The sequence below is a fragment of the Georgenia sp. Z1491 genome (assembly GCF_057652395.1).
The window spans coordinates 3,343,871-3,370,234 of record NZ_CM172729.1 but is presented as its reverse complement, the minus strand read 5'-3'; the positions used below and the strand labels follow the sequence as shown (position 1 = coordinate 3,370,234).

The window sequence follows — 26,364 nt, the reverse complement described above, 5'->3', positions numbered from 1 at the left end:
TGTGCGGTTCTCGACCCTCGAGCGTGCGGCTCACGAACCGCCGACACCACAACGGCGCCGTCCACCAGAAGGTGGGCGGCGCCGTCGTCGTGCGTGGGCCTTTCGGCCCGGCGACGCTCAGCCGTTCTTGGCCAGGAGCTGGGGCACGCCGTGCTCGTTCGGCTCACGGCTCAGCGAGTGCCCGCCGAGCTCGACGACGACGATCTCGCACAGGTAGAGGATGCGGCAGCCCTCCTCGAGGTGACCGCTCACGGCGGCGTCCTTGGTGGAGACGGTCATGTGGATGTGCGGGAAGCCGTCCGCGATCACGCCCTGCATCGAGACGAGCTCGAGCGCCGTGTCGGTCCATTCCGGGAACACCTCCACCGGTGGATACCCGGTGGTCGTGACCATGTGCATGCGGCAGTGGTCGAGCGTGCCGATGCCGGATACCACGGCGCCGTCGGTGATGCCCGCCCGCGCGATGAAGTCGCGCAGGGACACGAGCAGATCGTCGCCGGGGTCGAGCCGGACCACGTGCGTGGCGGTCGGGGCGGGTCCTGAGAAGTACTCCATCTCTCTCCTTCGATCGTGGGGGATGCTCGGTGGCCGGGACCGGTCTGGGGCCACCGGGCGGGCCGACCACCGTGGGCCGGCCCGCTCGCGCCGTTCCTGGTGCTCCGTCTACCTGGCGGCGGTGCCGACCGGGCGGGCCGCCTGCGGACGCACGGAGCGCGCCCGGTGTGCGGCATAGGCGCTGCACGCCGCCAGCACCAGCGCAAGCGGCGGGAACGACAGGGCGGCGACCACGGCCACCACCATTCCGCCGATCGCGATGACCCGCCAGTTCTTGCGGATCCGGGCCTCCTCGGCGTCGTCGCGTGTCGAGGTCGCGACGCGCACGGGGCTGTCGGCACCGGTCGCGCCGCGTGTCGTCCCGGCGGCCCCCGCACGACCCCGCGCCGGCGGCGTGCCGTGCCGGAGCGACAGGTAGAGGTTCGCCAGGCCGATGGCCACGAAGATACCGGCGAACAGCATGTCGCCGTCGGAGAAGCTCCACACCGACAGGAGCGCGAAGCAGCCGGTCGAGAGAGCTGCGCCGGGCCTCATGAGAGCAGCTCCCAGGTCGAGACGATGCCGAGCACCGTGAGCAGGACCCCCGACAGCCCCACCCACCAGCGAGCCGGCACGGTCAGGCGGTGCGTCTCCGGGAGGACCTTCTTCTCCGTCCAGAGCAGCACCAGGCAGAACAGCCCGGAGGTCAGCAGCCCGCCGAGCACGGATGCCGGGGTGACGATGATGACGAGCTCCCCGACGGTCCAGACCAGCAGCAGGCTGGCGATCAGCATGTAGACGTACATCCACGGGCGCACGCTGTTCGTGCCGCGCACGCGGATCTTCGTGAACACCGGGGCCAGGGTCTCGAACGCCGTGTAGGTGTATAGCTCCCAGAAGGCGTAGAGCGAACCGAAGAACGCGAAGAACACCGCGACGATGTAGAGGTACTCGAAGGTCGGGTGGACGGCCGTGAGGAACTGCGCCTGGAACGTCAGGGTGTCGTTCCCGGCCGGGATGAGCTGTTCGGCTGCCAGCAGGGAGGCGCCGTTGAGCATGAACATCGTGGCGAAGACGCCGATGGCGAGGAACGAGAGCACGGTGTCGCCGAGCGGTGCCCGGCTCCAGGCCCTGGCGCGCTCGACCTGCTCGGGCTCGGTCGACAGCGGGAGCTTGCCGTTGTAGGGCACCTCGGCGAGACGCTCGCCCAGGGCGACCTGGTCCTCGCGGCCGAGCATGCCCCAGCGCTTCTCGCGCGTCATGCCCGCGTAGCCGATGTAGTCGTAGGTGCCGCCGCCGACCGCGCCGAGGTAGGTCGCGACCTCGAGCCACACCGGCCGGGAGGCGATGTCGGGGTACGTGTCGCCGACCCAGGAGTTGTACTCGGGGATGCCGGGGACGAGCCCGCCGAGCGCGGCGAGCCAGTCGGGCTGGAGCACCACGACGCTGACCGCGATGGCCACGAGCATGAAGCCGACGATCACGGTCTGCGCCTTCTCCAGCCGCGCGTAGCCCCCGAACCAGGACAGGACACCGGACAGCACGATCAGCCCGGTGGCCCACAGCGCCCCGCTGCCGGTGGTGAGCGAGGCCATGAGGTCCCCGAGAGCGATACCCATGCCGCCGACCCACGACGGGACGGCGAGGATCGAGACGATCCCCATGAGCAGCGTGAACCAGCCCCGCGGACCGCGGAAGAGGACGGCCCAGCGGGCCATCGGGTGCTCGCCGGTGACGACCGTGTACCGGTTGAAGGAGTAGGCGAGCGCCGCCTTCGCCACGGCGGAGACGACGAACGCCCAGATCAGCGCGTAGCCGAAGACGGCACCGCCGCGGGAGGCGAAGACCATCTCGCCCGAGCCGATGTTGGCCGAGGCCACGATGGCTCCCGGGCCGAGGACCGCGACGGCGGCCGTGAAGGTCAGCCGCTTGCGCAGCTGTTCGGGCGGGTCCGGGTACTCGAGGTTCTCCAGATCCGCGGGAGGGGAGTGCTGCTCGGTGGACATGTCGCTCCTTTGCGAGACGGCGTGGGCCGGGAAGACGGAAAGCAGGGGAGGGGGCGGACCGGTCAGGCGCCGGGACGCCGGGCGGCGGCCGCGGCCTCCAGCTCCAGCTGGTGGAGCTTCTCCACCCGCCGCCGGCAGTCGGGGTCCGTGCTGAACTCCGCGGCGAGGAACTCGGTGACGACCTGCTCGATGACGGTGGGCCCGACCAGCCAGGCGCCGACGCAGATGACGTTGACGTCGTCGTGCTCGACCCCCTGCCGGGCGGAGTACGTGTCGTGGGCGACGGTCGCCCGGATGCCGGGGATCTTGTTCGCCGCGATCGCGGCACCGACCCCGGTACCGCAGACGAGGACGCCCCGGTCGGTCTCGCCGGCGAGGATCGGCTCGGCGACGGCGCGGGCGATGTCCGGGAAGTCGACGGGCTCCTCGGAGTGCGTGCCGACGTCGACGACGGTGTGGCCGAGCTTCTCGAGCACCGCCCGAGCCGTCTCCTTCATGGGGAACCCGGCGTGGTCTGCTCCGATGATCAGTCGCATGTCTGCACCTTTCGTGTGTGCTGGGGGTGGCGGCGGCTATGCGCCGGTGGTGAGGGAGTCGCGGTAGGGGATCGCGGGCTGGGCGCCCTGCCGGGTGACCGCGCTGGATCCGGCGTGCACGGCGAGGGTCACGGCCTCGCCGAGGGAGGAACCCTCGAGGAGCGCGGCGGCGAGGTAGCCGACGAAGCTGTCGCCGGCGCCCGTGGTGTCCACCGCGGTGACGGCGGGGGAGGGGGTCTCCACCGGGGCGCCGCCGGTGGTGTGCGCGGCGCCGCGTGCGCCGAGGGTGACGACCACCGTGAGCCCGTGCTCCGCGGCCAGGTCACCGGCGGTGGTCAGCGGGTCGGCGTCCTCCGCGCGCCCGGCCACCCGGAGGCACTCGTGCTCGTTGACCACGAGGACGTCGACGCCGTCGAGCGGGAGCGAGGGCAGGGCCGGGGCCGCGTTGAGGACGACCGTCGCGCCGGCCTCGTCCGCCAGTCGCGCGGCGTGCGCCACCAGCTCGAGCGGGATCTCGAGCTGCATGAGCACGACGTCGTCGGCGGTGAGGTTCGCGCACGCGGCGGTGACGTCCTCGACGGTGAGCATGTGATTCGTGCCGGGCACGACCGTGATGACGTTCTCGCCGTCGGACTGGACGAGGATGAGCGCGCGTCCCGTGTCGCCGTCCGCGGTGCGCAGGTCCAGGTCGATCCCGTCGGAGGACATCGACCCGCGCAGCAGGTCGGCCGCGTCGTCCGCCCCGACGGCGCCCACCATGCGCACGGGTGCGCCCGCCCGTGCCGCGGCGACCGCCTGGTTCGCGCCCTTGCCACCGGGATGCGTCGCGTAGCCGGTGGCGGTGACTGTCTCGCCCGGACGGGGCAGGACGTCGACGGAGGCGACCTCGTCGACGTTGAGGCTCCCGATGACGACGACCGTGCCGCTCATCGGGTCCTCCCCGGCGGCGTGGTCCCTGACGGCGGTGGTGCGGTGGTCCCTCGGGTGACCACGTGGACGTCGAGCATGCGGGAGCGTCCCTCCTTGTCGTCGAGCAGCAGCTCGGCCGCCTGTCGGCCGAGCTCGTCGATCTGCTGGTGGATGGTGGTGAGCCCCGGTCGCACGTACGACGCGAGGTGGATGTCGTCGAAGCCGACCACGCTGACGTCGCGAGGCACGGACAGGCCCCGCTCGTCGAGCGCGCGGACGGCACCGATCGCTGCCAGGTCGTTGACGGCGAAGACCGCGGTGAGGTCGGTGCCGCGGTCGAGGAGCTGCAGCGTGCCCCGGTAGCCGGCCTCCTCCTCGAAGTCCGCCTCGACGACGAGGGCCGGGTCGGTGTCGACTCCCGCTGCAGCGAGACCCTCGTGGTAGCCGACGGAGCGCTCCCGGGCGACCGCGATCTCCGGGCGGCCCGCGACGTGCGCGATCCGCCGATGTCCGAGGTCGACGAGGTGCTGGACCGCCATCCGGCCGCCGGAGCGGTGGTCGCTGGTCACGGAGGTCGCCCGGGTCGGGTCCAGCTCGCGGTCGAGCGCGACGAACCGCATGCCGTCCAGCGCCCGGACGAGCCGGTCGTCGTCGAGCCGGTCCTCGACGAGCACGACCCCGGCGACGTGGCGGGCGCGCATCTGGGCGATGGCTTCCGCGGTGCGGCTCGGGTCCGCCCCGGTGGCGGTGAGCAGGAGGACGGCGTCGTAGCGCGCGGCGGCCTCCTGGACGCCCTGTGCCAGCTCGGAGAAGAAGGGGTTGGTGATGTCGGGGACGACGATGCCGAGTGATGAGCTCTTGCCGCGCTTGAGCTGTCGGGCGAGCTCGTTGGGCCGGTAGCCGAGCTCGTCGGCCACGGAGCGCACGCGGTCCCGGGTGGTCTCGGCGACGCGGCCGGTGCCGTTGAGCGCGCGGGACGCGGTCGTCACGGAGACGTGCGCCGCCCGAGCGACCTCCCTGATGCCCATCCGATCCTCCTCGTCGAGGCCCGCCGCGGCGCCGATACCGGTGCGGGAACGTTTGCGCATGATCGTGCACCCGCCGTGCGGGCAGGGCAAGGAGGTGCGACGGATGCGCAAATATGCGCAACTGCGGGACGTGCCGCGCTGCGACTCATCGAGTCAATCGGGTACCGATCGAGTCAGCGGCCGCGGGGGACTGACTCGGTACCTACCCGATTGCCTCGGCGTCGACGGTCGCGAACTGGGCGGAGAAGGTCGCGGACGCCCCCCGCACTACGCCCAGGTGCTCAGCGGCGCGCTCCCGAGCCACTGCTCGGCGTCGAACTCGGTGAAGGTGCCCGAGTCCTGGAACCCGAGCCGCCGCGCCAGGCCGATCGAGCGGGTGTTGTCGGTCTGGCTGATGAGGAGCACCGGCTGGTCCTCCAGGTGGGCCGACGCCTCGCGGAGCAGCACCGAGGCGGCCTCGTGGGCGAGCCCCCGGCCCCAGACGCCGCGCAGCAGCACGTAGGACAGCTCCAGCTCCTCACCGTCCTCGCGGACGTGGCCGGGTCGGTGCGCCGACCGGCGCTCGAGGATGACCATGCCGAGCAGGTCGTCGGACCCCGGGTCCGCCACGACGAACTCGCCCGACCCCTCCGTGGACCACGAGATGCTGCGGGCGAGCAGGAGGTCGCGCACACGCTCGGCAGGGACGGCCCCACCGAGGTGACGCCGTACGTCCGGGTCGGACCGCAGCTCCACGAGCCCGTCGAGGTCGCGGTCGATCGCCTTGCGCAGCACCACGCGCTCGCCGGCGGCGGTGCGGAACGGGAGGTCGACGTCGGGCATGCCCCGATTGTGCGACACCCGTGGGGTCCCTACCCGGTTATCGCCCCGCCGCCCGCGCGCGTGAGACCTGATCGTGACGCGCATGTGAGCACCGCGTGGACACGTCTGCGGCGCGAGTCATAATCTCGCCGCACGCCGAGCCGACCGAGGTTCGCGACCGTGATCCGTGACCGGACCGGTCCATCCCCTGAACGCCCGGCGCGACCATCGCGTCCGCCGGGCCGCACGACGCCCGTCCGGCGGACCGACGCTGCGACGAAGGAGTACGCATGTCGGACATCAGGACCCGGTTCTCGCTCGAGGGCAAGAAGGTCGTCCTCACGGGGGCCTCGCGCGGTATCGGGGAGGCGATCGCGGAGGTGCTCGCCGAGGCCGGTGCCGACCTCGTCCTCTCGGGCCGCGACGAGGCGGCGCTCGAGGACACCGCCGCGGCCGTGCGGGCCAAGGGCCGCACCGCACACCTCGTGCCCGCCGACCTCACCACCCCGGCCGGTGCGCGCGAGCTGGGCCGGAAGGCGCTCGAGATCTTCGGTCATGTCGACGTCCTCATCAACAACGCGGGCGTCGCCCACATCGCCCCCTACACCGAGCTCACGCAGGAGCAGTGGGACGCGACGCTCGCCGTCAACCTCACCGCCCCGTTCGCCCTGACCCAGGAGATCGCCCCGAGCATGATCGAGCAGGGGCACGGCAAGATCATCAACATCGCGTCCCAGACCGGTGTCATCGCCGCCGACGACCACGCCGCCTACGCCGCCTCCAAGGGCGGGCTGATCTCGCTGACCAAGGTGCTCGCCGGCGAGCTCGGGCCGCACAACATCCAGGTCAACGCCGTGGCTCCCACCGTGATCCTCACGCCGATGGGCGAGCAGGTCTGGGGCCCGCCCGAGAAGGGCGACCCGATGAAGGCGAAGATCCCGCTGGGGCGGTTCGGCCAGCCGGTCGAGGTGGCCGACCTCGTCCTCTACCTCGCGGCCCCGGCGTCGGACTTCATGACCGGCGGCACCGTCATGCTCGAGGGTGGCTACACGGCGATGTGACGCGGCGCCGCGGGCCGGACGACGAGCCCCGCGCCGCGGTGTCGAGCCCCGAGCCCCGAGCCCGACGTCGAGCCACGGCCCCGACGTCGAGCCCAGCTCCCCGGGCCCCGACGTCGTGGCCGGCGCCCGTCGGTCCGCGCTACGCCCCTTGCGGCCGCGCGGGCCGTCGGCGTGCAATGGAGCCATGGCCACCACGCCGGCAACGCCCCCGACGACGTCGAACCCCTCCGCCCAGAGGCTGGACATCGTCGTCGACGACTCTGCCTGCGACCCGAACGACCTCGCCCAGTGCGGCGGAGTCGAGGTCACCGTCGGCGGTGACGTGCGCTGGGACGACCTCGTGGCGCGCGCCGTGACCTCCGGCTGGCCCGGCTTCGAGCTGCTCGGCGGCGCTGCGGCCACGGTCGCCGAGGCGGTGCGCGGCAACGTCGAGCGGTACGGCGAGGCGGTCGCCGACGTCGTGGCCTCGGTGCGCGCCTGGGACCACGCCGACGACGCACGACGCTCCTTCGCGTTCGTCGAGTGCCGGTTCACGCCCGGCGGGTCGCGGTTCACCGAGGCGCTGGCGGACGGCCGGCCGCGCTACGAGATCCTCGACGTCAGCTTCCTGCTCCAGCAGGGCGACCTCACGGCGCGGGTCACGAGCGCGGAGCTGGCCGGGCGTCTCGGCGTCGAGGTGGGGGAGCGTGTCCCGCTCGCCGACGCCGCCCGCGCCACCCGCTGACCATCCGTCGACGCTGAGCCTGCAGGCCCGGGCCGACGCCGAGCCGGTCGCTCCCCGCCGACGCCGAGGCAGTGGGCAATCCACCGAGTCAGTGCCCGCGGTCGACTGCCTCGATGGATACCCGATTGACTCGGTGAAGGTGCTCCCCGCTGACTCAGCAGATCCCCCATCGTCTCGGCGGAGGGGCCTCCCATCGCCTCGGTGAGGGGAGCACGCGGTCCGTCCCCGGACCGCCCCGCGGCTGCCACCTACCCCCGTGAGACACTGCGGGCGTGGCAGGTGGCGACGGTCGGCTCTCGCACGAGCTCATCCCGGGGGAGAAGGGCCCGCAGGACTCCTGCGGCGTCTTCGGCGTGTGGGCGCCGGGCGAGGAGGTCGCGCGGCTGACCTACTTCGGCCTCTATGCCCTCCAGCACCGGGGGCAGGAGGCCGCGGGCATCGCCACCTCCGACGGCGAGTCGATCCTCGTCTACAAGGACACCGGGCTCGTCTCCCAGGTCTTCGACGACCAGGCGCTCGAGTCGCTCAGCGGCCACCTCGCCGTCGGGCACGCGCGCTACGCCACCGCCGGGGGCCGCGCCTGGCACAACGCGCAGCCGACGCTCGGCCCCACCGCGACCGGCACCGTCGCGCTGGCCCACAACGGCAACCTCACCAACGTCCACGAGCTGCTCGACATCGTCAGCGAGCGCTCCGGCACCGACCTCTCGGGCGACCTGGGCAAGGGTTCCTCGACGGACACCGCCGTCATCACGCACCTGCTCGGCACCGAGCCGCCCTCCGACGGCGGTCTCGGTGACGCCGCCATGGCGGTCCTGCCCCTCCTGCGCGGCGCCTTCTCGCTGGTGTTCATGGACGAGCACACGCTCTACGCCGCCCGTGACCCGCACGGCATCCGCCCCCTCGTGCTCGGGCGCCTGCCCAGCGGGTGGGCGGTGGCCTCGGAGACGGCCGCGCTGGACATCGTCGGTGCCACGTTCGTGCGGGAGGTCGAGCCGGGCGAGCTCCTCGCCGTCGACGCCGACGGCCTGCGCTCGAGCCGCTTCGCCCTGGCCGACCCGAAGGGCTGCATCTTCGAGTACGTCTACCTGGCCCGCCCCGACACCACGATCGCGGGCCGCCCGGTCAACTCCGCGCGCACCGAGATGGGCCGCGTCCTGGCCCGCGAGGCTCCCGCCGAGGCCGACCTCGTCATCCCCACCCCGGACTCCGGCACGCCGGCCGCGATCGGCTACGCCCAGGCCTCCGGACTGCCGTTCGCGCAGGGCCTGGTGAAGAACGCCTACGTGGGCCGGACGTTCATCCAGCCCACGCAGACGATCCGCCAGCTCGGCATCCGCCTCAAGCTCAACCCGATGCGCGAGGTCATCGCGGGCAAGCGGCTCGTCGTCGTCGACGACTCCATCGTGCGCGGCAACACCCAGCGCGCCCTCGTGCGGATGCTCCGGGAGGCCGGCGCCGCCGAGGTCCACGTCCGCATCTCCTCGCCGCCGGTGAAGTGGCCCTGCTACTACGGCATCGACTTCGCCACGCGCGCCGAGCTCATCGCCAACGGCATGAGCGTGGAGCAGATCCGTGACTCCCTCGGCGCCGACTCGCTCGGCTACATCTCCGTCGACGGCATGGTCGAGGCCACCGCCATCGCGCCGGATCGCCTGTGCACCGCCTGCTTCACCGGGGCCTACCCGGTGCCGCACGAGGACGCCTCGCTCACTCCGGTGGTCTCCGCATGAGCTCCTCCACGAGCCCCACGCCGGAGCACACCCCCGCGTCCCGGCCACCGATCGGGAGCACGACGCCGAAGGGCACGACGCCGGACGGCACGACGTCGACGGGCGAGGCGATCACCTACGCGGCCGCCGGCGTGGACACCGAGGCCGGGGACCGCGCCGTCGAGCTGATGAAGTACGCCGTGCGGCGCACGCTCACGCCCGACGTGCTCGGCGGCGTCGGCGGCTTCGCGGGGCTCGTCGACGTCAGCGCGCTCAAGGACTACCGGCGGCCGCTGCTCGCGACCTCCACGGACGGTGTCGGGACCAAGATCGCGATCGCGCGAGCCATGGACGTCCACGACACGATCGGGCAGGACCTCGTGGCGATGGTCGTCGACGACATCGTGGTGGTCGGCGCGACCCCGCTGCTCATGACCGACTACATCGCGTGCGGGAAGGTCGACCCCGTGCGCGTGGCCGACATCGTCCGCGGGATCGCCGCCGCCTGCGAGGTGGCCGGCGTGCCGCTGCTGGGCGGGGAGACCGCCGAGCACCCGGGGCTCATGGCTGCGGACGAGTACGACGTGGCCGGCGCGGCGACCGGCGCGGTCGACGCCGACGACGTCCTGGGACCCGAGCGGGTCCGCTCCGGCGACGTGCTCCTGGCCATGGCCTCCTCCGGGCTCCACTCGAACGGCTACTCGCTCGTGCGGCGCGTGGTGGAGACGGCCGGCTGGGCGCTCGACCGCGACGTGCCCGAGCTCGGCCGCACCCTGGGGGAGGAGCTCCTCGAGCCGACGCGACTGTACACGCGGCCGTCCCTCGAGCTCGCCGGTGCGCTGGGGCCGGACCTGCACGCGTTCACGCACGTCACCGGGGGTGGTCTCGCCGCGAACCTCGCGCGCGTGCTGCCGACGGGGCTCGTGGCCGACGTCGACCGCGGCGCGTGGGAGGTGCCGCCGGTCTTCGGGCTCGTGCAGGCGCTCGGCCGCGTCCCCTGGGACGACCTCGAGGGCACGCTCAACCTCGGCGTCGGGATGGTGGCCGTCCTCGCGCCCGAGCGCGTCGACGAGGCGACGGCCCTGCTCGACGCCGCCGGCGTGCCCACGCGGGTGATCGGCGAGATCGGCGAGGACCCCGGTGGGGTGCCGGACGGAGCGCGCGCCGTCAGCGGGACGAAGGGCGTGGCCGGCGGCGCCGTCCACCTGCGCGGGAGCTACCGCGCCGGCTGACCCCGGTCCCACGAGTGAGGGGCTTTCTGCCCGTACGCCGGACGAGTGAGCGGACTTCTGCCCGTACGCCGGACGAGCGAGCGGACTACTGTCGGCCGACGCGTGCGGTTCGCCGTCGTCGGGCATGGTCCGGTTTGTGCCCTGGTCACGGGCACGACGGAGCCACGGCGCCGAGACGCCGTGGATGTCGTGTGCGCTACCGGCGGACCGTGGTGCTCACGCTCCGCCCGTCCTGACGTCGCCCGACAGGTGCCGGGCGTCCGGTGTCAGGAACGGGCCGAGTAGCCGTCCCACTCGTCGTCGTCCGCCGGAGTGGTCTCGTACGACCGCTGGTCGTCGCCACCGTCACCCCGGGACGCGAGCTCACGCTCGAGTGCCGCGTAGTCGGTCGCTGGGCTGAAGTACTTCAGCTCGCGGGCAACCTTGGTCTGCTTTGCCTTCTGACGGCCGCGCCCCATGGAGCCGACCCCCTCCAACGTAGGAACCGGGGCAAGCATCGCGAACGATGGGGTCCCGGCTGAGTGGTCAAGTATCTGTCGTGGGGCCACCGTACCCCGCCGCCCGGGCAGGTGCCCATTCCGGACAGGGCGTCGTAGGGCACACCCGAGGGGCACACCCGAGCAACGTGCCGGGCGGTGGCCGTCGGTGCGGCGGGCGCGTCGTCGGGGGCGGGCGCCGTGTCGCGCTCAGGGCGCGCGAAGGTGCGTGCCGATCGTCCACGTCCCAATTGTCGGGACCATCGGCCCAGGCGTCCGGCGCAGCGGCGGGCAATGATGGGGAGGAACGGATGGGGCCGCGGGGACGGGTGCGGCCACGAGGACCGAGGGGTGGAGAACATGGACGCGACGCCGCCGAAGGATCTGCTGACGCCCGGGGAGGTGGCCGGGTACTTCCGCGTGGATCCCAAGACCGTCACGCGCTGGGCGAACGCCGGGAAGATCGACGCGGTCCGCACGCTGGGCGGGCACCGGCGCTTCCGCCGCGACCAGGTCGCGCAGCTCATGCGGGAGTCGGGCATCGATCCCGCGCGGCTCGACCGCGAGGCCGGCTGAGCCCGACGCACGCAAAGGGCCGGCCCGGTGTCTCTCGACGCCGGGCCGGCCCTTCGGTCTGTTCTGCCGGGCTGCGCGGGGGTGCCGCGGAGCGCCGGTACTGCGCGGAGCCGCGCTACTTCTTCCCGCGGATCGCGGCGATGACGAACACGCCCGCGACGGCGGCCGCGACGCCGGCGACCGCCAGCGCCCCGGAGTCGCCCTCCTTGACGCCCTTGGCGAACCCGGTGGCCTTGTCCTTCATGCCGCCCACGGCGTCCCTGGCCCCGGCCTTGGCGGCCTCGACCTGGCGCTTGGGGTCGAGCTTGTAGGACAGCTCGCCGACCGTGGAGGTCAGGTCCGCCCGGGCGCGCTCGATCTCGGCCTGGATCTCCTCGGCCGTCTGCTTCTTGTCCGGTCGCTCGCCCGGCGTCTCAACGGTCATCGCTGAACCTCCTCGTCAGAGGTCGTGTCATTGCCGAGCCCCTTCTTCACGGCCGCGACGTCCTCCTTGAGGCCCTCCTGCGGCGCAACGGTGTACTGCTTGTGCTTGTTGAGCGTCTTGATGCCCACGAGAGCGAGGATCCCGACGACGAGGAAGATCCCGACCGTGACGATGAGCGCCGACAGCCACAGGGGCAGCGCCTCGGCGATCCCCCAGGTCGCGGTGAGGAAGGCCATGCCGAGGCCGTAGAGCGCGAGCACGCCGGCGATCGCGAGGAAGATCGCGCCCTTCGAGATCTTGGCGACCTTCTCGGTGGCCTGTGCCTTGGCCAGGTTGATCTCGCCCTTGACCAGCGCGCTGACCTGCTGCGACATACGACTGAAGAGTTCGCCGATCGACGGCTCCTCGGCGGGCGCGTTCGGGGCGAACCCCGGGGCCCGGCGTGCTTCCGTGGGGTCGACGCCCCCCAGGTCGGACTGGCTCACCGTGGATCAGCTCCTCCGTGTCGTGTCACCGGCCGCGGAACGCGCCGCCGGCGTTGATCCCGCTCAGCGTAATGCGGGAGGTCACTCCACCCCAACAGGAACGACGTCGGTGACGACTGGAGCGTCAGTCCGCCGACGCCGCGACGCACGTCGGCCATGGTGCTCGCCTCTCGTCCGGCCGGCGTCGGCGCGCGCGACCGTCGGTGGGCCGTGCGTGCCCGGGACCGCGGATCTGCGATCGCCCGCTGCCGTTCGGCCGTGCCTGCCGACGAGACCAGGGGAAGAGTGACGAGTGCACGGGCTGTCGCACGGTGTCAACCTGTGTGGAGTCGCTGGCCGTCGCTCGCGGTGTTCAGTGTGACGGCGGCGTAGGGCGCCTTGAGTCGGGGCTGGCGGTGGCACCGGTCGGGGTGGGGGCGCGGCCAGCGCGTCGAGACTGGTCCGTCACCGGTGGTGACTTTCGATCCAGGTGCCGACCTGCACGTGCCGGGCAGATTCGCGCTCACTCGCGGGGAGGGACGGCGCTCGTCCGTCGGCGAGGGGGATGAACACTCGGCGACCGGGCACGCATAACGACTTCCCGTTGCCGTGACGGTGGCACGCTGTCCCCGGCTCCCCCCTTCCCGGCCACCCGAGGTCCACCGTGCGCTCTTCCCTTCCTTCCCCGACCGCCCGCCCAGGGCGACGACGCCTGACCGGCCTGAGCTCCGCCGTCGGGCTGGGTCTGCTCCTCTCGCTCGCCGGCCCCGCCGCCGCGGACCCCGGCACCTCCGACGGCACCGGCACCTCCGACGGCACCGAGGAACCGACCACGGTCCCGGCGCCGGAGGACCAGACGGACGAGCTGCCCGAGAACCCGGCCCCCTCCGACGACCCGATCCGGGAGGGCGAGCTCGTCCCGCGCACGCAGAGCACCGCCCCGATCACCGCGGGACCGCTGGCCGAGGTCGACGCCCCGCCCGCGGGGAACCGCGGGGTCGTCGGGCCGCTGGGGACGAGCACGTACGCGCTGACCTCCTACATGGGGCCGCGCTGCATCCCCATCAGGTACGGCTCGACCAGCCACGGCGGCGTCGACTTCGGTGCCCCCGCGGGCACGGCGCTGTACGCGATCGCGGACGGCGTCGTCGTCAACCAGCTCAACGACCCGGTCGCGGGGGAGTGGCTGCTCGTGCGGCACACCATCGACGGCCGGCACGTCTTCGCCAGCTACTCCCACACGCTGGACCGCGACCGGTACGTGCGGGTGGGGGACACCGTGCGCGCCGGACAGCGGATCGCCGACGTCGGATCGACCGGCGTGTCCACCGGCCCGCACCTCCACCTCGAGATCTGGCTCGACGCCTACCTGCGCGGCACCCGCGTCGAGCCGATCGCCTGGTTCGCCGGCCGCGGCGTCGACCTGCGGGCCGCGGCCGTGCGCGCCGTCCCGATGGAGACGCCCGCGACCTGCCAGTACTACGCCATCGGGTCGACGCCGATCCGCGCCTCCGCGTCGTCGGGCGCCCGCGTGCTCACCACCGCCACGCACTTCACGCCGCTGACCGGCTGGCCCGGGGACAAGACCGGCGACTGGGTGCGCGTCCGGGCGAACGGGGTCACCGGCTGGGCGCACGCCTCGAACGTCTCGCCGGTGCGCTCCGGCGAGCCCCAGGCCCGCACGACGGCGGCCACCATCCTGCGCTCGTCACGCGCCTTCGCGGACGACAACCACGTGGCCTCGCTCGCGTCGGGGGCGCGGATCGAGGTCGTCGACGCGCTCATCGACGGCTGGTACCGCGTGACGTCCGGCTCGAGGTCGGGCTGGCTGCACCACTCGACGGTCGCGGTCACGCCCGGGGTGCGGCACGGCATCGACGAGGGGTTCTTCCTCGCGAACACCTTCACCACCAGCGCGACCTCGATCTTCAGCTTCGGCAGCTACTACGACCGGTTCTACGTGGGCGACTGGGACGGCAACGGCACCGACACGATCGCCTACCGGCGCGACGCCGTGTACCGGATCCGCCAGAACAACACCCCGGGCCAGCCCGACGTCGAGCTCACCTACGGGCGCGCGGGCGACGAGGTCTACGTCGGCGACTGGGACGGCGACGGCACGGACACCTTCGCCGTGCGGCGCGGCAACGAGTTCCACATCCGCAACTCGCTGACCTCGGGCGTGGCCGACGTCGTCCTGCAGTACGGGCGCGCGGGCGACGAGGTGCTCGTGGGCGACTGGGACGGCGACGGCATCGACACGTTCACCGTGCGGCGCGGCAACGAGTTCTTCGTGTCGAACACGATGGAGTCCGGCTGGGCCGACGCCGAGCTCACCTACGGCCGGGCCGGCGACGACGTGTACGTGGGCGACTGGGACGCCGACGGCGAGGACACCTTCGCCGTGCGCCGCGGGTTCACCTATTTCGTGCGCAACTCCATGGAGTCCGGCTGGGCCGACACGCAGATCGACTACGGCCGTGCCGCCGACGAGACCTACGTGGGCGACTGGGACGGCGACGGGTCCGACACGCTCGGGATCTACCGCTTCTCCTGAGCGGCGCTCCCGTCCTGAGGGGCGCTCCCGCCCTGAGCGGCGCTCCCGAACATGCGAGAGGGGGCCGGATCTCGTTGATCCGGCCCCCTCCGTCACGCGTCGCTACACGCGGTTCTTGCCCCGCCTGAGGAGGCTCAGGATGAGCGACACCACGACGATCGCGATGCCGAGCCAGATGAGGAACTGCGCCGCCTCGACCGCGACGCCGATGACCAGCATGATGACGCCCGCAACGATGAGAATCAGCCACAAGGACATGTGCACTCCCTTCGACGGCGGCGCCGTGCGGCACCGCGTGTGCTCCCGATGTTCGCAGACCGGTGCGGCATCGGCATCTTGAGAATGGCCGCGTGACAGGTTCACCGCCCTCGCGCCCGTTCACCTGGCCTGCCCGTCCGGCCGCGCGGACGTCACATCGGGGCCGGGTCGGGCTTCGTCGTCGGGCATGGACCCGGCGCGGTTCGCGTCGTCGGGCATGAGCAAGGGGCCGGACCCGCGTGGGATCCGGCCCCTTGCCTGCAGTGGCTCCGACCGGGGTCGATCCGGTGACCTTCCGATTTTCAGTCGGACGCTCTACCAACTGAGCTACAGAGCCCTGCGCCGATGCGCGGCCGTCCGACCGGCTCGACTGCGACCCTGACGGGACTTGAACCCGCGACCTCCGCCGTGACAGGGCGGCGCGCTAACCAACTGCGCTACAGGGCCTTGCTGTGTACTTCTGGTCGTGCTGGTACTGCCGTGCTCGGGACGTTCCGGTCGAGGAGCGTACCCCCAACGGGATTCGAACCCGTGCTACCGCCGTGAAAGGGCGGGGTCCTAGGCCGCTAGACGATGGGGGCCAATGACTCCCGTCGCCCAGGCGTCCTGAGGCCTGGACAAGCATAGGTTGCTCGCCGGGGTGGTTCCAACCGGTTGGGGTGTGCGCTCCGTCATGCCGCGCGGACCATGCGGTGCGCTGTCGAGGACGCGGTTGCTGTGCCGAGGGCACGGTTGCTGTGCCGAGGGCACGGTTGCCGTGTCGAGGACGCGGTGTGTCCTCGAGGGCGCGGTTGCCGTGCCGAGTGGATCCCCGCCGTCGGTCCTCTCGGCGCGTTGCTCGTCATCTCGGCGGGAGGCCGCGTCCTCGGCGGGACCCCGGGCCTGCGGTGAGTACCCGGGCCTGCGGAGGGAACCCGCGCCCTCGACGCACACCCGCGCCCTCGACGCCGATGGAGCGCCCGCCCGTCCGGCCGCCGCACATCGCGGGGTGCGACGATGGGGGCGTGGTGGAGATGAGCGAGCAGGAGTTCGAGGAGGCCGTGGCCGACGCCCTGGACCTCGTCCCGCCCGAGCTCGCCGCCGCGATGGACAACGTGGTGGTCCTCGTCGAGGAGGAGGCCACGCCCGAGCAGCTCGACGGCGTCGAGGCGGGCGAGCTCTTCGGCATCTACGAGGGGACCCCGCTGACCGACCGCGACGACGGCTGGGCCGGCTCCCTGCCCGACCGCATCACGATCTTCCGCGGGCCGACGCTGCGGTGGTGCGAGGACGTCGAGGAGGTCGTCGACGAGGTCGCCGTCACGGTCGTCCACGAGATCGCCCACCACTTCGGCATCTCCGACGAGCGACTCCACGAGCTCGGCTGGGGCTGACGCCGGCCCGACCGCCGCAGGTTCGGACCGCGCCTCCCTCGGCGAGCAGGACCGGTCCAGCGCGCCGACCAGCGAGCACGTACCAACCGCGCGTCCCCCCAGTGAGCGGGGGCGCGTCCTGCGAGCAGTGCAGTAAGCAGGCCCGGACCACCGGCCCCGTCGGCGAGCAGGTCAGGCCGCGCGTTGAGGGCACCCGGTTCTGGGCACACGCAGGGCAGCACCAACGCCGGCAACCGAGCCTCACCGTCATCCGGGGGCCGGCGGCAGCAGTCGACCGCGACATGTTCGGAGGACGCACATGGCTAGCAAGGTGAAAGTGACAGGACTGGTGCTGGCGGGCTACCTGCTCGGCCGGACCAAGAAGTTGGGTCTGGCCCTGACCATCGCGGGCGCGATCGCCGGGTCCAAGGCGGCCGGCAACCGGGACAAGATCTCGAGCGCGTTGAAGGAGCTCACCGAGGCCACGCCCGAGCTCAAGGAGCTGGGCGAGAAGGTGACGGGCCGACTGGCCGACTCCGGGAAGCATGCGGCCACGGCGTTCGCGGCCAAGGGCGCCGACACGCTGAGCGTGAAGCTCAAGGAGCAGACCGACAGGCTGAACGCGTCCATGGACACGTCGTCCTCGACGGATGCGGACGCCGAGTCCGACGACGACGCGCCCGCCGACGAGGCGCCGTCGGACGACGCGCCGGACGCCGAGGACGCCCCCGACGAGGAGGAGTCCGGCGACGCCCCGAAGGACGACGCCGACTCTGACGATGCCGATCCCGCGGACGACGACGAGTCGGCCGAGGCGGCAGAGGACGAGAAGTCCGAGCCCAAGAAGCCCACCCGCCGCAAGACATCGAGCTCGGGCAGCAGGTCCGGGACGGGCAGTCGGGCCAAGCGCGCCGCGTCCGGCGGCCGAGACAAGCGTTCGACCTCTGGCTCGAAGTCGTCGTCGGGCGCCTCCAGCAAGGCCAAGGAGGAGTCGGATGAGTGAGACAACCAGCGAGAACACCTCGGGCTCCGCGTTGGAGGGACTGAAGCAGCAGGCGATCGAGTTCGCCAAGACGGCCGGCCGCAAGGCACTGTCCTCGGCCGGCGACCGGGTCGACGACCTCGTCGACCGCTTCGAGGGCTCGGGAGGCTCCGCCGGCGAGGCCGCGAAGGCGGGCGCAGAGAAGATCGCCGAGGGCGAGTCCCCCGCCAAGGCTGCGCTGTCCGCGGCGGGCACCGGGATCAAGGACAAGATCGCCGGCGCGTTCGGTGGCGGTTCGAGCGGCGGGTCCGGCGACTTCAAGTTCATGAACATCGTCGAGTCGGCAGACCTCGGCGTGCCCGTGAGCGCCGCCTACAACGCGTTCACCCAGTTCGAGGACTGGCCCGACTTCATGAAGAAGGTCGAGCACGCCGAGCGGGGCGACGACGACGTCACGGTGACGATCAAGGGGCAGGTGATGTGGTCGCACCGGACCTGGGACGCGACGATCACCGAGCAGGTCGCGGACTCGCACATCGTGTGGGAGTCGACCGGCGAGAAGGGCCACATCAGCGGCAGCGTCTCGTTCCACGAGGTGGCGCCGCGGCTCACGCGCATGGTGATGGTCCTCGAGTACCACCCGCAGGGCTTCGTCGAGAAGACGGCCAACATCTGGCGCGCCGCGGGTCGTCGCGCCCGGCTCGAGATGAAGTTCTTCGTGCACCACGTGATGACCGAGACGATCCTCGACCCCGACGGCGTCGAGGGCTGGCGCGGCGAGATCCGCGACGGCGAGCTGGTCACCTCGCACGAGGACACCCTGGAGCAGGAGGCCGCGGACCGGGAGGCGGCCGAGGCCGAGGGCGGCGACCAGCCGCCGGAGTCCGAGGAGGAGAGCGCCGAGGACGAGCCGTACGAGGACGAGCCGTACGAGGACGAGGAGCCTCCCGAGGCCGAGGCCGAGGCGTACGACGACGAGGAGGCCTTCGAGGACGACCCCGCCATGGACGAGGACGCCCCGGCCGACGACGAGGAGCTCTCCGAGGAGGAGGTTCCCGACGAGGACACGGCCCCTGCGGCCGACGACGAGTACGACGACGAAGCAACCGACGAGGAGGAGGGGCGCGCCTGACGCGCCCGTCCGAGGAAGCAGGTCGAGAACATGAGTACACAGACTGTCGAGCGTTCGCGCGGAAGCTACGTCGACCGGCCGTCGTCCAGCTCGCTGGCCGACGTCGTCGAGATCATCCTCGACAAGGGTCTGGTGATCGACGCCTACGTCCGCGTCTCGCTGGTCGGCATCGAGGTCCTCACCGTCGACGCGCGCATCGTCATCGCGAGCGTGGACACCTATCTGCGATTCGCCGAGGCGACGAACCGTCTCGACCTGGCGAACCAGGGCGGGCGCGACCTGCCCGAGCTGATGGGCGGGATGATGGAGAACGGCTCCAAGGGCAAGACCAAGGGAGGTGTCGAGGGCGTCAAGGACGCACTCACCGGCGACGACGAAGACGACGACTCGGACGAGGAGGCGCAGCCTCGACGCAGGAAGCGCCCCGCGCGCCAGTCCTCGGACTCCGGATGAGCACACCCAGCGTGATGGTCACGGATCGGTACCTCTACGGCGTCGTCCTCTCGGGCGGCGACCTTCGCGCCGAGCTCGTCGGCGTGCAGGGCCGGCCCGTCCGCACGGTCCGGTCGGGGCGTGTCGCGGCGCTCGTGGGCGACCTCGAGGCGGCCGACGTGCTCGGTACGCCCGACGACCTCCTCGCCCACACGAACGTGCTCGACGCCGTCGCCACGACGGACCCGGTGCTGCCCCTGGCGTTCGGCACCGTCGTCCCGGACGACGTGTCGATCGAGAACGACGTGCTCGCCCCGAGGGAGCGGGAGTACGCCGAGGCGCTGGAGTCGTTGACCGGGTACGCGCAGTACAGCCTGCGCGTGATGTTCGACCGGGACACGGTCCTGCGCGAGATCGTCACCCACGACCGGGAGGCGGGCGACCTGCAGGCGGTCATCGCCGGCACCACCGAGGACCAGACGCGTCCGCAGCGGATCCGCCTCGGTGAGATCGTCGTCCGCTCGTTCGAGAGCCTGCGGCCGGCGGAGGCGGCACCCGTCCTCGACCGACTGGCCGAGGTCGCGGCCGACGTCTCGGAACGTGAGGCCGGGCAGGCGGATGCGGTCCTCGAGGCTGCGGTCCTCGTCGCGTACGACGAGGCGCCGACCTTCGAGGCCGCCGTCGAGGATCTCGCGGCGGCGAACCACGAGCGGCTGAGGTTCCGGCTCGTCGGGCCGCAGGCGCCCTACGACTTCGTGTCGGGCAGGTAGAGGCCATGGGTCTGTTCTCCGCGATCCTCGGGGCCCCCCTGGCCCCGCTCCGCGGCACCGTCTGGGTGGCCGAGCAGGTCCGTGACGAGGCCGAGCGGCAGTACTACGACCCCGGGACCATCCGGCGCGCGTTGGAGGACGTCGCGGACGCACGCACGGCCGGAACGATCGACGCGGACGAGGCGGACCGGCTCGAACGAGAGCTCGTCGCCCGGCTGCTCGAGTCGACGCGACGCACCAACGGGAGAGGGACGCGGTGAGCGACGTGACCACCGACAGGAACGAGAACCAGAGCGAGACCGCCGACGAGGAGGCAGACGTCGAGGAGTCGGCGGAGAGCGCCGACGACCGCACGGACAGCAGGGACCGGGACCGCTCCGACGGCGGGGATCGCGGCCAGGGTGAGGGCGAGCCTCGCCGCAGCCGTCGTCCGGCATCGAGCGGTTCGTCCCGGCCGGCCCGCGCCTCCGCGCAGGGACGGAGCACCTCCGGTGCGCGCTCGGGCTCCCGCAGTGCGAAGACCGAGCGCGAGGAACAGTCCTCGCGCGGGGGACGGCCGAGCGGGCGATCCTCGACGACGCTCTCGGCCATGCAGATCGCCGGCTCGGCGATCGAGCAGTTCAGCTCGCTCACGGCCCGGACGCCGGAGTCGGTGGTCGGTGTCGAGCGGAGAGACGACCAGTGGCAGGTCCGGCTCGAGGTGGTGGAGGCCCGACGTATCCCGGACACCTCCGACCTGATGGCCGAGTACGAGGTCGAGGTGGACTCCGACGGCGACATCGTCGGGTACAGCCGCAAGGACCGTTACGTCCGCGGTCAGGCCTCGGGATGACAGCCGCAACGAAGGGAGACGCGGGCATGAGCGTCGCGCACACCGTCAACAGGCCGATGGAGCCCGAGCGGAACCGCGAGGGCACGCTGCTGCACGTGGTCGAGACCCTCCTGGACAAGGGACTGGTGCTCAACGCCGACATCATGGTGTCGGTGGCGGGCGTCGAGCTGCTCGGCATCAGGATCCGTGCGGCCCTCGCGTCGTTCGAGACGGCGGCACGCTACGGGCTCGACTTCCCGGCCGGCACCGACCGGGACACGGTCGCCTGGCAGGAGGCGATCGAGCAGAAGGACACCTGCCCGGAGTGCGGCAAGCGGGCCGAGCTCAAGCAGCTGATGAACGAGTACTGCCCCTGGTGCGGCTGGCAGAGCGCCATGGCGAAGCAGCTGGCCGCGGACGCAGCCGACCGCTCGGAGCACGCGCACGCCGAGCTGAGCGCCTCCCGCGACGAGCACGACGAGACGGGGGCCGCGGCCGACCGCCCGGACGCCGCGACCACCGCGCAGCGTGACGGCTGACCCGTGATGTCGGCACAACCAGCCCCGGCCGTGCGACAAGCCCCGCCCATGCAGCCGACCAGAGACCCGCGCGCGACCCTGCCCGATCTCATCGAGGTGCTGCTCAACAAGGGCGTCTACCTCAACCTCGACCTCATCATCTCCGTGGCCGACATCCCGCTGATCGGGGTCAACCTGCGGGCCACGATCGCCGGCATCGAGACGATGCTGGAGTACGGGATGATGCGGCAGTGGGACGAGCAGACCCGCGCCTGGGTGCAGCGGTCCGTGACCGCGCACCTGCCGATGGCGACGGACGAGGCCATCGTCGCCAAGATGGCCGGCGGCCACTACCAGGACAACTTCTACCGCACCTGGCGGCCGGGCAGCGCCTACCTCACCAACCGCCGGCTGATCATCCACCGCCGCGACCCGGCAGAGACGCTCTGGCAGTCCGATCTGTCCGCCATCGCCTCGATCCGGCCGCTGCGTCAGCGCTCGACCGGTGGTGAGGAACGGACCCGCATCGCGGTCACGCTGAGCGACGGCGAACAGGCCACCCTGTCCGCCGTCGACCCCGAACGTCTCATCTCACTCACCCGGGAGCAGCGACGACGGGCGCTCGAGCCGGAGGCCACGACCGCGGTCGGGCCCCACGAGACGCGGGGGACGTCGGCCGGAGGCGCCCTGGGTGACGATCTCGCCCCGGGCCCGGACGCCCCGCTGCACCAGGGCCCGGTGTGGTACCTCGAGTCGCTCGCCGAGGGCGGCGTCTGGCGGGCCGGGACGGCGACGCTCACCGAGACCGAGGGACTCGTCTGGACGTCCCCTGCCGACCGCCGTGCCCGCGTGCGCATCCCGCCCCGCGACGTCACGGACCTCCGGCTCGAGAGCCACCGGAACCCGACCGACGCTTCCCGCACGCTGGTGGTCTCGACGAACCGTCGCACCGTGCGCCTGGCGACGGACGACGCCGAGCACTGGGCCCGGGCCGTCATGTCCCTCCTCGCGGAGGACCGGCGGGACCGGGCCGACCACGAGGGGCGAACGGCCCACGATCCGGAGGCGCACGATGGCCCTGCAGGTTGACGAGGAGAGCCTCAAGCACGGGGTGCTCACGCTGGTGGTCACGCTCGTCGAGGTGATCCAGGAGGCGCTCGAGACTCAGGCCGTGCGCCGGATGGAGGGCGGCGACCTCACCGAGGAGGAGCAGGACCGGCTGGGGGAGGCGCTGCTCGAGCTCGACGAGGCCATGGACCAGATCAAGTCCGAGCACGGGATCACCGACTCCGTCACCGACCTCCACCGTGGACTCGACGACGTCGTCGACGAGGTCGTCGACAAGCTGATCAACCCCGCTCGCTGGGCGGAGGAGAACCGCAGGGAGGGCCCGTGACGCCCGATCCCGACGGCACCGGTGGCTCCGCGGGCTCCGCGGAGGTGACGCTCTACGTCTACGCGGTCGTCCCCGCCGGCGACCACCGACCGCGGGTGAGCGGGATCGACGGGGCAGCGCTCGACGTCGTCGGACCGGTCGGTGGACCCCGCGCGGTGGTCCACCGGCACGCCGCGGCTCCCTACGACGGCCCCGACGACGACGTCAAGCTGTGGATCCTGCAGCACAGCGACGTCGTCGAGGACGCGTGGGAGGGGGCGGGCGCCGTCCTGCCGGTCTCGTTCAACGTCATCGTCCGGCCCGACGCCGAGACCGGGGCCACGGCGGAGGCTCAGCTCACCGCATGGCTGATGACCGAGGGCCCGGCGCTGCGGCGCAGGCTCGACGAGCTGACCGGCACGTCGGAGCTGAGGGTGGAGGTCTCTCTGGACCACGAGGAGTACGCGGCCTCGAACGCGGAGATGCGGCAGATCGCGGACGAGATGGCGGACCGGCCCGCGGGGGTGCGCCGGCTGCTCGAGAAGCGCGCCGAGAAGATGGGCAAGGAGATCACGGACCGCGCCGCCGACGACCTCTACCCCGAGCTCCGGACGAGGATCGCCGGGCACTGCGTCGAGATCGAGGAGTACCGCTCGCCCGCGCGGGAGACCGGACTCGTCCCCGTGCTCACGGCGTCGTGCCTCGTGCGCGCGCCCCGCCAGCAGGAGCTCGGCGCGGAGCTCTCGGCGATCGCCTCGGAGCAGCCGGCGGTACGGATCCGGTTCCTCGGGCCCTGGCCGCCGTACTCGTTCGCGGAGCTGCCCGGCGCCGACCCGGCGTGAGCGCCCCGTGCGCAGGCGTGACCGCCCGTCGCGCACAGGTCGAGGGGCGCCGCGCCCCGTGAGTCTGCGCACCTCCGCGCGGACGCTCCGGCACGGCGCCCGACGTCGGCCCCTAGCCTGGGAGCCATGGAAGAGGACACGACCGAGCAGGCCATCGAGACCACCCTCGACGTCCTCTCCGTGGCGTTCAGCTCGCTCGTCGGCGCCGCGGCCGGTCTCGCCGTCGCCCTCCTGCTGGGCGCCGTGTTCGGGGTGCTCGCGCGCCGGCGTGCGCCGATCAGGATCGTCTACGCACGCATCAAGGCTCCGGTGCGGCTGCTGCTCATGGTCATCGGTGCCACGATCGGCTTCTACCTCGCGACCCGGCTGCCCCCGGAGGCGCAGGTGCCGGGCTGGCGCGGCACCATCCAGCACTCGCTCGTCGTGGCGATCATCGTCGCGATCACGTGGCTGGTGGCCGCGCTCGCGAACGTGGCCGAGGACTTCGCACTCAAGGGCGTGCGCGAACGCGCGGGCGACGGCGAGGTCTCCACCCACGGCCGCCGGATCCAGACCCAGGCGGTCATGCTGCGTCGGGTCGGCGTCGTCGTCATCTGGGTCATCGGCATCGCGGTCGTGCTGCTGACCTTCCCCGGCGCGCGCGCGGCGGGTGCGTCGATGCTGGCGTCGGCCGGTGTGCTCTCGGTCGTCGCAGGAATCGCGGCCCAGGGGACCCTGGCGAACCTCTTCGCGGGCATCCAGCTCGCCTTCACGGACGCGATCCGCGTGGACGACACGATCGTCATCGAGGGCGAGTACGGATACATCGAGGAGATCACCCTCACCTACGTGGTGGTCCTGACCTGGGACAACCGGCGGATCATCCTGCCCTCGTCGCACTTCACCACCAACCCGTTCGAGAACTGGACCCGGCGCGAGACCAGCATCCTGGGCACGGTGACCTTCGACGTCGACTGGCGGGTCCCCGTGCCCGCGATGCGGGCCGAGATGCAACGGCTCCTCGACCGCACGCCGCTCTGGGACAAGAACCTCGGCATCTTCCAGGTGTTCGACGCCGTCGGCGGGTACGTCACCGTCCGCGCGCTCGTCTCGGCCAAGGACCCCGGCACGCTCGTCGACCTCAGGTACTACCTGCGCGAGGAGCTGCTCGACTTCCTGCAGACCCGTGCTCCCTACGCCCTGCCCCGCACGCGGATCGAGGACATCGTGCCGCCGCCGGATGCGCTCGTGCCGCCGCGCCCGCGCGACCTCGACGAGCAGGCCGAGCTCGACGCCGACCTGGCCGAGCTCGCCGACCTGGACAAGGAGTTCCGCGACCAGGCCCGCGCGCAGGAGTATGCGGTGCAGCAGGAGAGCCGCGAGACGATCGAGCGGCGCAAGCAGCGGGAGTCGGCGGCGCGACGTGCGCGCCGCCGGGCCGCGCGGGAGGACCGACGTCGGGCGCGTGAGTCCGGCGGCGCCATCGGCAGGTCCGGACCGGTGGGACGGCACGACGACACCGGTTCCCAGACCACGGTGATGAGCACGGAGGCCCTCGAGGAGGCGCTCGCCGCGTCCCGCTCGGACCGGTCCTCCGCCCCGTCGGGACAGTCGCCGACGTCCACCGGCCGCCGCGGCACGGGCCGTGACGCCCGGTCCGGCCGCCGCGCCCGAGGGGCAGGCGCCGGCGCGGCGGACGTCGGTGCAGGTACCGGCGAGGCGGGTGCGGCCGGCGCCGGAGCGTCGGGTACGGAAGCGGCCGCGACCGGTGCGTCGGCCCCGTCGGCCGGGTCCGCAGCGATGGCGGGGCAGGGACCGGTGGGTTGGACCGCCAGGTCCCGGACCTCAGCGGTGTCAGCGATCTCCGCCGGCTCGGCGAACACGGCTGCCGTGTACCCCCCGGGCTACCCCGACGACATGGTGCGCACCGGCTCCGCGGACGTTCCCGGTCTGCACGACGAGTACCCCCTCGGACCCCTGCGCACGAGCCTGGTCTACCGGTTCGGTCGCGGCCTCTCGGCGCCGAGCGCCCGCTCCGCCGCGCCGGCCGGCAAGGGGCCGATCGGTGACGCACCGACCGGGGCGTCGAGAACGGCCGCGTCCGCCACCACCGGCACGCACGCCTCCTCGATGTACACCGGATCCCCGGAGAACGAGGAGCGGGGTGCCAAGTTCACGGGCCCGGACGAGGCCGTGCAGGCCGAGCTCGAGGCGAACGTCGAGCGCCGGCGTGCGGCCAGCACCGGGGAGAACCTCGCCCTGGACGGCGACGACGACTCCGCGCACGACCCGGCCGCCGTCGCCTTCGGATCCGTCGCCACGGGCGGTGGGACCGGCGACGGCGGCGCTGCCGAGGAGCACGGCGAGGACGCCCTCACGTCCGATGAGCGGCCCGTGCCGCCCGACGCCACCCCCGTCGTCGAGGGGCCGGTCGAGGTCACCGGCGACCTGGGTGCGGCGCCGTCGGCGGACGTGCGTCCGGCGCGGTCGGGGGAGACCTCGGTGCTCCCGGCCGTCGAGGCCGAGGGCTTCGCCGACGCCGATGCGGAGGGCTTCGCGGGTGCCGACCCGGAGGGCTTCGGCGACATCGAGGACGACGCCGACGGCGCGTGGAGCGCGTCGGGCGCCGACCCGGAGACCGAGCACGGCGCGCAGGTGCGGGACCCCGACGAGGACGCGCGGGGCCCCCGTGGCCGCGGGGTCGTCTACGGCCGCGACGGCTCGGACCTGGGTGCCGGTCCCGGTGAGGGCGGCGCGGGACGGGGCCACGACGGCGGCGACGGCGGAGGTGCCGGCGGCGACTGAGCTCGACGGTTGTGCGGTGCGTCATCGGCTCTGGACCGCACGTGACGTTTCCGCGGAACAGGCGCACG

The 26,364-nt window shown here is 72.5% G+C and carries 29 protein-coding genes and 3 tRNA genes; 18 read left to right on the top strand and 14 right to left on the bottom strand.

Annotated elements, in window-relative coordinates; translation table 11 throughout:
- Nucleotides 1–117: 117 nt before the first annotated feature.
- The 7 genes from AC24HA_RS15555 to AC24HA_RS15525 all read right to left on the bottom strand — a co-directional run bounded on the left by AC24HA_RS15555 (nucleotide 118) and on the right by AC24HA_RS15525 (nucleotide 5,835).
- Entirely contained in the window at nucleotides 118–555 is a 438-nt protein-coding gene (locus tag AC24HA_RS15555) for a PPC domain-containing DNA-binding protein (protein ID WP_425707693.1), read from the bottom strand.
- A gap of 108 nt (nucleotides 556–663) precedes the next feature.
- The gene (locus tag AC24HA_RS15550) at nucleotides 664–1,089 is read right to left on the bottom strand and encodes a hypothetical protein (protein WP_425707694.1); all 426 of its coding nucleotides are present in this window, start codon (nucleotides 1,087–1,089) and stop codon (nucleotides 664–666) included.
- Nucleotides 1,086–2,540, bottom strand: coding sequence for an Nramp family divalent metal transporter (locus tag AC24HA_RS15545; RefSeq protein ID WP_425707695.1), 1,455 nt, complete (start codon nucleotides 2,538–2,540; stop codon nucleotides 1,086–1,088). The genes AC24HA_RS15550 and AC24HA_RS15545 overlap by 4 nt, the downstream gene beginning before the upstream one ends.
- Nucleotides 2,541–2,602: 62 nt before the next feature.
- Nucleotides 2,603–3,076, bottom strand: a complete 474-nt coding sequence (locus tag AC24HA_RS15540) for an RpiB/LacA/LacB family sugar-phosphate isomerase (protein WP_425707696.1) — start codon at nucleotides 3,074–3,076, stop codon at nucleotides 2,603–2,605.
- Nucleotides 3,077–3,112: 36 nt separating this feature from the next.
- The gene (locus AC24HA_RS15535; RefSeq protein WP_425707697.1) at nucleotides 3,113–4,006 is read right to left on the bottom strand and encodes a ribokinase; all 894 of its coding nucleotides are present in this window, start codon (nucleotides 4,004–4,006) and stop codon (nucleotides 3,113–3,115) included.
- Nucleotides 4,003–5,073: a LacI family DNA-binding transcriptional regulator gene (locus AC24HA_RS15530; RefSeq protein ID WP_425707698.1), complete on the bottom strand. Its 1,071-nt coding sequence runs from the start codon at nucleotides 5,071–5,073 to the stop codon at nucleotides 4,003–4,005. The genes AC24HA_RS15535 and AC24HA_RS15530 overlap by 4 nt, the downstream gene beginning before the upstream one ends.
- 207 nt (nucleotides 5,074–5,280) lie before the next feature.
- Nucleotides 5,281–5,835 carry a GNAT family N-acetyltransferase gene (locus tag AC24HA_RS15525; protein ID WP_425707699.1) on the bottom strand — a complete coding sequence of 185 codons (555 nt, stop codon included), beginning with the start codon at nucleotides 5,833–5,835 and terminating at the stop codon, nucleotides 5,281–5,283.
- A 269-nt stretch (nucleotides 5,836–6,104) separates the two neighbouring features.
- Here AC24HA_RS15525 and AC24HA_RS15520 point away from each other — a divergent pair, with 269 nt between their 5' ends.
- From AC24HA_RS15520 to purM, 4 genes are all read left to right on the top strand, one after another.
- Complete coding sequence (locus tag AC24HA_RS15520) at nucleotides 6,105–6,875, top strand: SDR family NAD(P)-dependent oxidoreductase (protein WP_425707700.1); 771 nt, start codon at nucleotides 6,105–6,107, stop codon at nucleotides 6,873–6,875.
- A 184-nt stretch (nucleotides 6,876–7,059) separates the two neighbouring features.
- Nucleotides 7,060–7,599: a hypothetical protein gene (locus AC24HA_RS15515; protein WP_425707701.1), complete on the top strand. Its 540-nt coding sequence runs from the start codon at nucleotides 7,060–7,062 to the stop codon at nucleotides 7,597–7,599.
- Between the two features lie 272 nt (nucleotides 7,600–7,871).
- Entirely contained in the window at nucleotides 7,872–9,332 is a 1,461-nt protein-coding gene (gene purF, locus AC24HA_RS15510) for an amidophosphoribosyltransferase (RefSeq protein WP_425707702.1), read from the top strand.
- Nucleotides 9,329–10,543: a phosphoribosylformylglycinamidine cyclo-ligase gene (gene purM, locus AC24HA_RS15505; protein ID WP_425707703.1), complete on the top strand. Its 1,215-nt coding sequence runs from the start codon at nucleotides 9,329–9,331 to the stop codon at nucleotides 10,541–10,543. Before purF ends, purM begins: the two co-directional genes overlap by 4 nt.
- Nucleotides 10,544–10,809: 266 nt before the next feature.
- On the opposite strand, the gene AC24HA_RS15500 is transcribed toward purM, so the two are convergent.
- Nucleotides 10,810–11,001 (bottom strand): DUF3073 domain-containing protein, encoded by a 192-nt coding sequence (locus tag AC24HA_RS15500; protein WP_425707704.1) that lies wholly within the window; start codon nucleotides 10,999–11,001, stop codon nucleotides 10,810–10,812.
- 378 nt (nucleotides 11,002–11,379) lie between these two features.
- Here AC24HA_RS15500 and AC24HA_RS15495 point away from each other — a divergent pair, with 378 nt between their 5' ends.
- On the top strand, nucleotides 11,380–11,595 hold the full coding sequence (locus tag AC24HA_RS15495) for a BldC family transcriptional regulator (RefSeq protein ID WP_425707917.1): 216 nt from the start codon (nucleotides 11,380–11,382) through the stop codon (nucleotides 11,593–11,595).
- A 115-nt stretch (nucleotides 11,596–11,710) separates the two neighbouring features.
- On the opposite strand, the gene AC24HA_RS15490 is transcribed toward AC24HA_RS15495, so the two are convergent.
- Entirely contained in the window at nucleotides 11,711–12,019 is a 309-nt protein-coding gene (locus tag AC24HA_RS15490; protein ID WP_425707705.1) for a DUF3618 domain-containing protein, read from the bottom strand.
- Entirely contained in the window at nucleotides 12,016–12,504 is a 489-nt protein-coding gene (locus AC24HA_RS15485; RefSeq protein WP_425707706.1) for a phage holin family protein, read from the bottom strand. The genes AC24HA_RS15490 and AC24HA_RS15485 overlap by 4 nt, the downstream gene beginning before the upstream one ends.
- A 643-nt stretch (nucleotides 12,505–13,147) precedes the next feature.
- Here AC24HA_RS15485 and AC24HA_RS15480 point away from each other — a divergent pair.
- The gene (locus AC24HA_RS15480) at nucleotides 13,148–15,040 is read left to right on the top strand and encodes a peptidoglycan DD-metalloendopeptidase family protein (RefSeq protein ID WP_425707707.1); all 1,893 of its coding nucleotides are present in this window, start codon (nucleotides 13,148–13,150) and stop codon (nucleotides 15,038–15,040) included.
- Nucleotides 15,041–15,142: 102 nt separating this feature from the next.
- Here the strand turns inward: AC24HA_RS15480 and AC24HA_RS15475 are convergent, their stop codons facing one another.
- From AC24HA_RS15475 to AC24HA_RS15460, 4 genes are all read right to left on the bottom strand, one after another.
- Nucleotides 15,143–15,298: a hypothetical protein gene (locus tag AC24HA_RS15475; RefSeq protein WP_425707708.1), complete on the bottom strand. Its 156-nt coding sequence runs from the start codon at nucleotides 15,296–15,298 to the stop codon at nucleotides 15,143–15,145.
- Between the two features lie 264 nt (nucleotides 15,299–15,562).
- Nucleotides 15,563–15,635 (bottom strand) — tRNA-Phe (locus AC24HA_RS15470).
- Between the two features lie 36 nt (nucleotides 15,636–15,671).
- Nucleotides 15,672–15,745 (bottom strand) — tRNA-Asp (locus tag AC24HA_RS15465).
- Nucleotides 15,746–15,806: 61 nt separating this feature from the next.
- Nucleotides 15,807–15,879, bottom strand: a tRNA-Glu gene (locus AC24HA_RS15460).
- 432 nt (nucleotides 15,880–16,311) lie between these two features.
- Between AC24HA_RS15460 and AC24HA_RS15455 the strand changes: the two genes are divergently transcribed.
- From AC24HA_RS15455 to AC24HA_RS15400, 12 genes are all read left to right on the top strand, one after another.
- Nucleotides 16,312–16,671 (top strand): metallopeptidase family protein, encoded by a 360-nt coding sequence (locus tag AC24HA_RS15455; RefSeq protein ID WP_425707918.1) that lies wholly within the window; start codon nucleotides 16,312–16,314, stop codon nucleotides 16,669–16,671.
- Between the two features lie 298 nt (nucleotides 16,672–16,969).
- Nucleotides 16,970–17,653, top strand: a complete 684-nt coding sequence (locus AC24HA_RS15450; protein ID WP_425707709.1) for a hypothetical protein — start codon at nucleotides 16,970–16,972, stop codon at nucleotides 17,651–17,653.
- Nucleotides 17,646–18,764, top strand: coding sequence for an SRPBCC family protein (locus AC24HA_RS15445; RefSeq protein WP_425707710.1), 1,119 nt, complete (start codon nucleotides 17,646–17,648; stop codon nucleotides 18,762–18,764). The genes AC24HA_RS15450 and AC24HA_RS15445 overlap by 8 nt, the downstream gene beginning before the upstream one ends.
- A 30-nt stretch (nucleotides 18,765–18,794) precedes the next feature.
- Nucleotides 18,795–19,217: a gas vesicle protein GvpJ gene (gvpJ, locus tag AC24HA_RS15440; RefSeq protein ID WP_425707711.1), complete on the top strand. Its 423-nt coding sequence runs from the start codon at nucleotides 18,795–18,797 to the stop codon at nucleotides 19,215–19,217.
- The gene (locus AC24HA_RS15435) at nucleotides 19,214–19,966 is read left to right on the top strand and encodes a GvpL/GvpF family gas vesicle protein (protein ID WP_425707712.1); all 753 of its coding nucleotides are present in this window, start codon (nucleotides 19,214–19,216) and stop codon (nucleotides 19,964–19,966) included. Before gvpJ ends, AC24HA_RS15435 begins: the two co-directional genes overlap by 4 nt.
- A gap of 5 nt (nucleotides 19,967–19,971) precedes the next feature.
- A complete protein-coding gene (locus tag AC24HA_RS15430) occupies nucleotides 19,972–20,226 on the top strand; it encodes a gas vesicle protein GvpG (RefSeq protein ID WP_425707713.1) in 255 nt (84 codons plus the stop codon).
- 5 nt (nucleotides 20,227–20,231) lie between these two features.
- On the top strand, nucleotides 20,232–20,798 hold the full coding sequence (gvpO, locus tag AC24HA_RS15425; protein WP_425707714.1) for a gas vesicle protein GvpO: 567 nt from the start codon (nucleotides 20,232–20,234) through the stop codon (nucleotides 20,796–20,798).
- 26 nt (nucleotides 20,799–20,824) lie between these two features.
- Entirely contained in the window at nucleotides 20,825–21,316 is a 492-nt protein-coding gene (locus AC24HA_RS15420) for a gas vesicle protein (RefSeq protein WP_425707715.1), read from the top strand.
- Between the two features lie 48 nt (nucleotides 21,317–21,364).
- Nucleotides 21,365–22,384 carry a gas vesicle protein gene (locus tag AC24HA_RS15415; RefSeq protein WP_425707716.1) on the top strand — a complete coding sequence of 340 codons (1,020 nt, stop codon included), beginning with the start codon at nucleotides 21,365–21,367 and terminating at the stop codon, nucleotides 22,382–22,384.
- Nucleotides 22,368–22,691 carry a gas vesicle protein K gene (locus AC24HA_RS15410; protein ID WP_425707717.1) on the top strand — a complete coding sequence of 108 codons (324 nt, stop codon included), beginning with the start codon at nucleotides 22,368–22,370 and terminating at the stop codon, nucleotides 22,689–22,691. The genes AC24HA_RS15415 and AC24HA_RS15410 overlap by 17 nt, the downstream gene beginning before the upstream one ends.
- Nucleotides 22,688–23,512 carry a GvpL/GvpF family gas vesicle protein gene (locus AC24HA_RS15405; RefSeq protein ID WP_425707718.1) on the top strand — a complete coding sequence of 275 codons (825 nt, stop codon included), beginning with the start codon at nucleotides 22,688–22,690 and terminating at the stop codon, nucleotides 23,510–23,512. Before AC24HA_RS15410 ends, AC24HA_RS15405 begins: the two co-directional genes overlap by 4 nt.
- A gap of 126 nt (nucleotides 23,513–23,638) precedes the next feature.
- Nucleotides 23,639–26,296, top strand: coding sequence for a mechanosensitive ion channel family protein (locus AC24HA_RS15400; protein ID WP_425707719.1), 2,658 nt, complete (start codon nucleotides 23,639–23,641; stop codon nucleotides 26,294–26,296).
- The last annotated feature ends 68 nt before the right edge of the window (nucleotides 26,297–26,364 follow it).

Excerpts from the sequence above, each read along its gene's own strand:
- AC24HA_RS15555 (WP_425707693.1), bottom strand. The coding sequence starts at position 555 with ATGGAGTACTTCTCAGGACCCGCCCCGACCGCCACGCACGTGGTCCGG.
- AC24HA_RS15550 (WP_425707694.1), bottom strand. The coding sequence starts at position 1,089 with ATGAGGCCCGGCGCAGCTCTCTCGACCGGCTGCTTCGCGCTCCTGTCG.
- AC24HA_RS15545 (WP_425707695.1), bottom strand. The coding sequence starts at position 2,540 with ATGTCCACCGAGCAGCACTCCCCTCCCGCGGATCTGGAGAACCTCGAG.
- AC24HA_RS15540 (WP_425707696.1), bottom strand. The coding sequence starts at position 3,076 with ATGCGACTGATCATCGGAGCAGACCACGCCGGGTTCCCCATGAAGGAG.
- AC24HA_RS15535 (WP_425707697.1), bottom strand. The coding sequence starts at position 4,006 with ATGAGCGGCACGGTCGTCGTCATCGGGAGCCTCAACGTCGACGAGGTC.
- AC24HA_RS15530 (WP_425707698.1), bottom strand. The coding sequence starts at position 5,073 with ATGCGCAAACGTTCCCGCACCGGTATCGGCGCCGCGGCGGGCCTCGAC.
- AC24HA_RS15525 (WP_425707699.1), bottom strand. The coding sequence starts at position 5,835 with ATGCCCGACGTCGACCTCCCGTTCCGCACCGCCGCCGGCGAGCGCGTG.
- AC24HA_RS15520 (WP_425707700.1), top strand. The coding sequence starts at position 6,105 with ATGTCGGACATCAGGACCCGGTTCTCGCTCGAGGGCAAGAAGGTCGTC.
- AC24HA_RS15515 (WP_425707701.1), top strand. The coding sequence starts at position 7,060 with ATGGCCACCACGCCGGCAACGCCCCCGACGACGTCGAACCCCTCCGCC.
- purM (WP_425707703.1), top strand. The coding sequence starts at position 9,329 with ATGAGCTCCTCCACGAGCCCCACGCCGGAGCACACCCCCGCGTCCCGG.
- AC24HA_RS15500 (WP_425707704.1), bottom strand. The coding sequence starts at position 11,001 with ATGGGGCGCGGCCGTCAGAAGGCAAAGCAGACCAAGGTTGCCCGCGAG.
- AC24HA_RS15495 (WP_425707917.1), top strand. The coding sequence starts at position 11,380 with ATGGACGCGACGCCGCCGAAGGATCTGCTGACGCCCGGGGAGGTGGCC.
- AC24HA_RS15490 (WP_425707705.1), bottom strand. The coding sequence starts at position 12,019 with ATGACCGTTGAGACGCCGGGCGAGCGACCGGACAAGAAGCAGACGGCC.
- AC24HA_RS15475 (WP_425707708.1), bottom strand. The coding sequence starts at position 15,298 with ATGTCCTTGTGGCTGATTCTCATCGTTGCGGGCGTCATCATGCTGGTC.
- AC24HA_RS15455 (WP_425707918.1), top strand. The coding sequence starts at position 16,312 with ATGAGCGAGCAGGAGTTCGAGGAGGCCGTGGCCGACGCCCTGGACCTC.
- AC24HA_RS15450 (WP_425707709.1), top strand. The coding sequence starts at position 16,970 with ATGGCTAGCAAGGTGAAAGTGACAGGACTGGTGCTGGCGGGCTACCTG.
- AC24HA_RS15445 (WP_425707710.1), top strand. The coding sequence starts at position 17,646 with ATGAGTGAGACAACCAGCGAGAACACCTCGGGCTCCGCGTTGGAGGGA.
- gvpJ (WP_425707711.1), top strand. The coding sequence starts at position 18,795 with ATGAGTACACAGACTGTCGAGCGTTCGCGCGGAAGCTACGTCGACCGG.
- AC24HA_RS15435 (WP_425707712.1), top strand. The coding sequence starts at position 19,214 with ATGAGCACACCCAGCGTGATGGTCACGGATCGGTACCTCTACGGCGTC.
- AC24HA_RS15430 (WP_425707713.1), top strand. The coding sequence starts at position 19,972 with ATGGGTCTGTTCTCCGCGATCCTCGGGGCCCCCCTGGCCCCGCTCCGC.
- AC24HA_RS15420 (WP_425707715.1), top strand. The coding sequence starts at position 20,825 with ATGAGCGTCGCGCACACCGTCAACAGGCCGATGGAGCCCGAGCGGAAC.
- AC24HA_RS15415 (WP_425707716.1), top strand. The coding sequence starts at position 21,365 with ATGCAGCCGACCAGAGACCCGCGCGCGACCCTGCCCGATCTCATCGAG.
- AC24HA_RS15410 (WP_425707717.1), top strand. The coding sequence starts at position 22,368 with ATGGCCCTGCAGGTTGACGAGGAGAGCCTCAAGCACGGGGTGCTCACG.
- AC24HA_RS15400 (WP_425707719.1), top strand. The coding sequence starts at position 23,639 with ATGGAAGAGGACACGACCGAGCAGGCCATCGAGACCACCCTCGACGTC.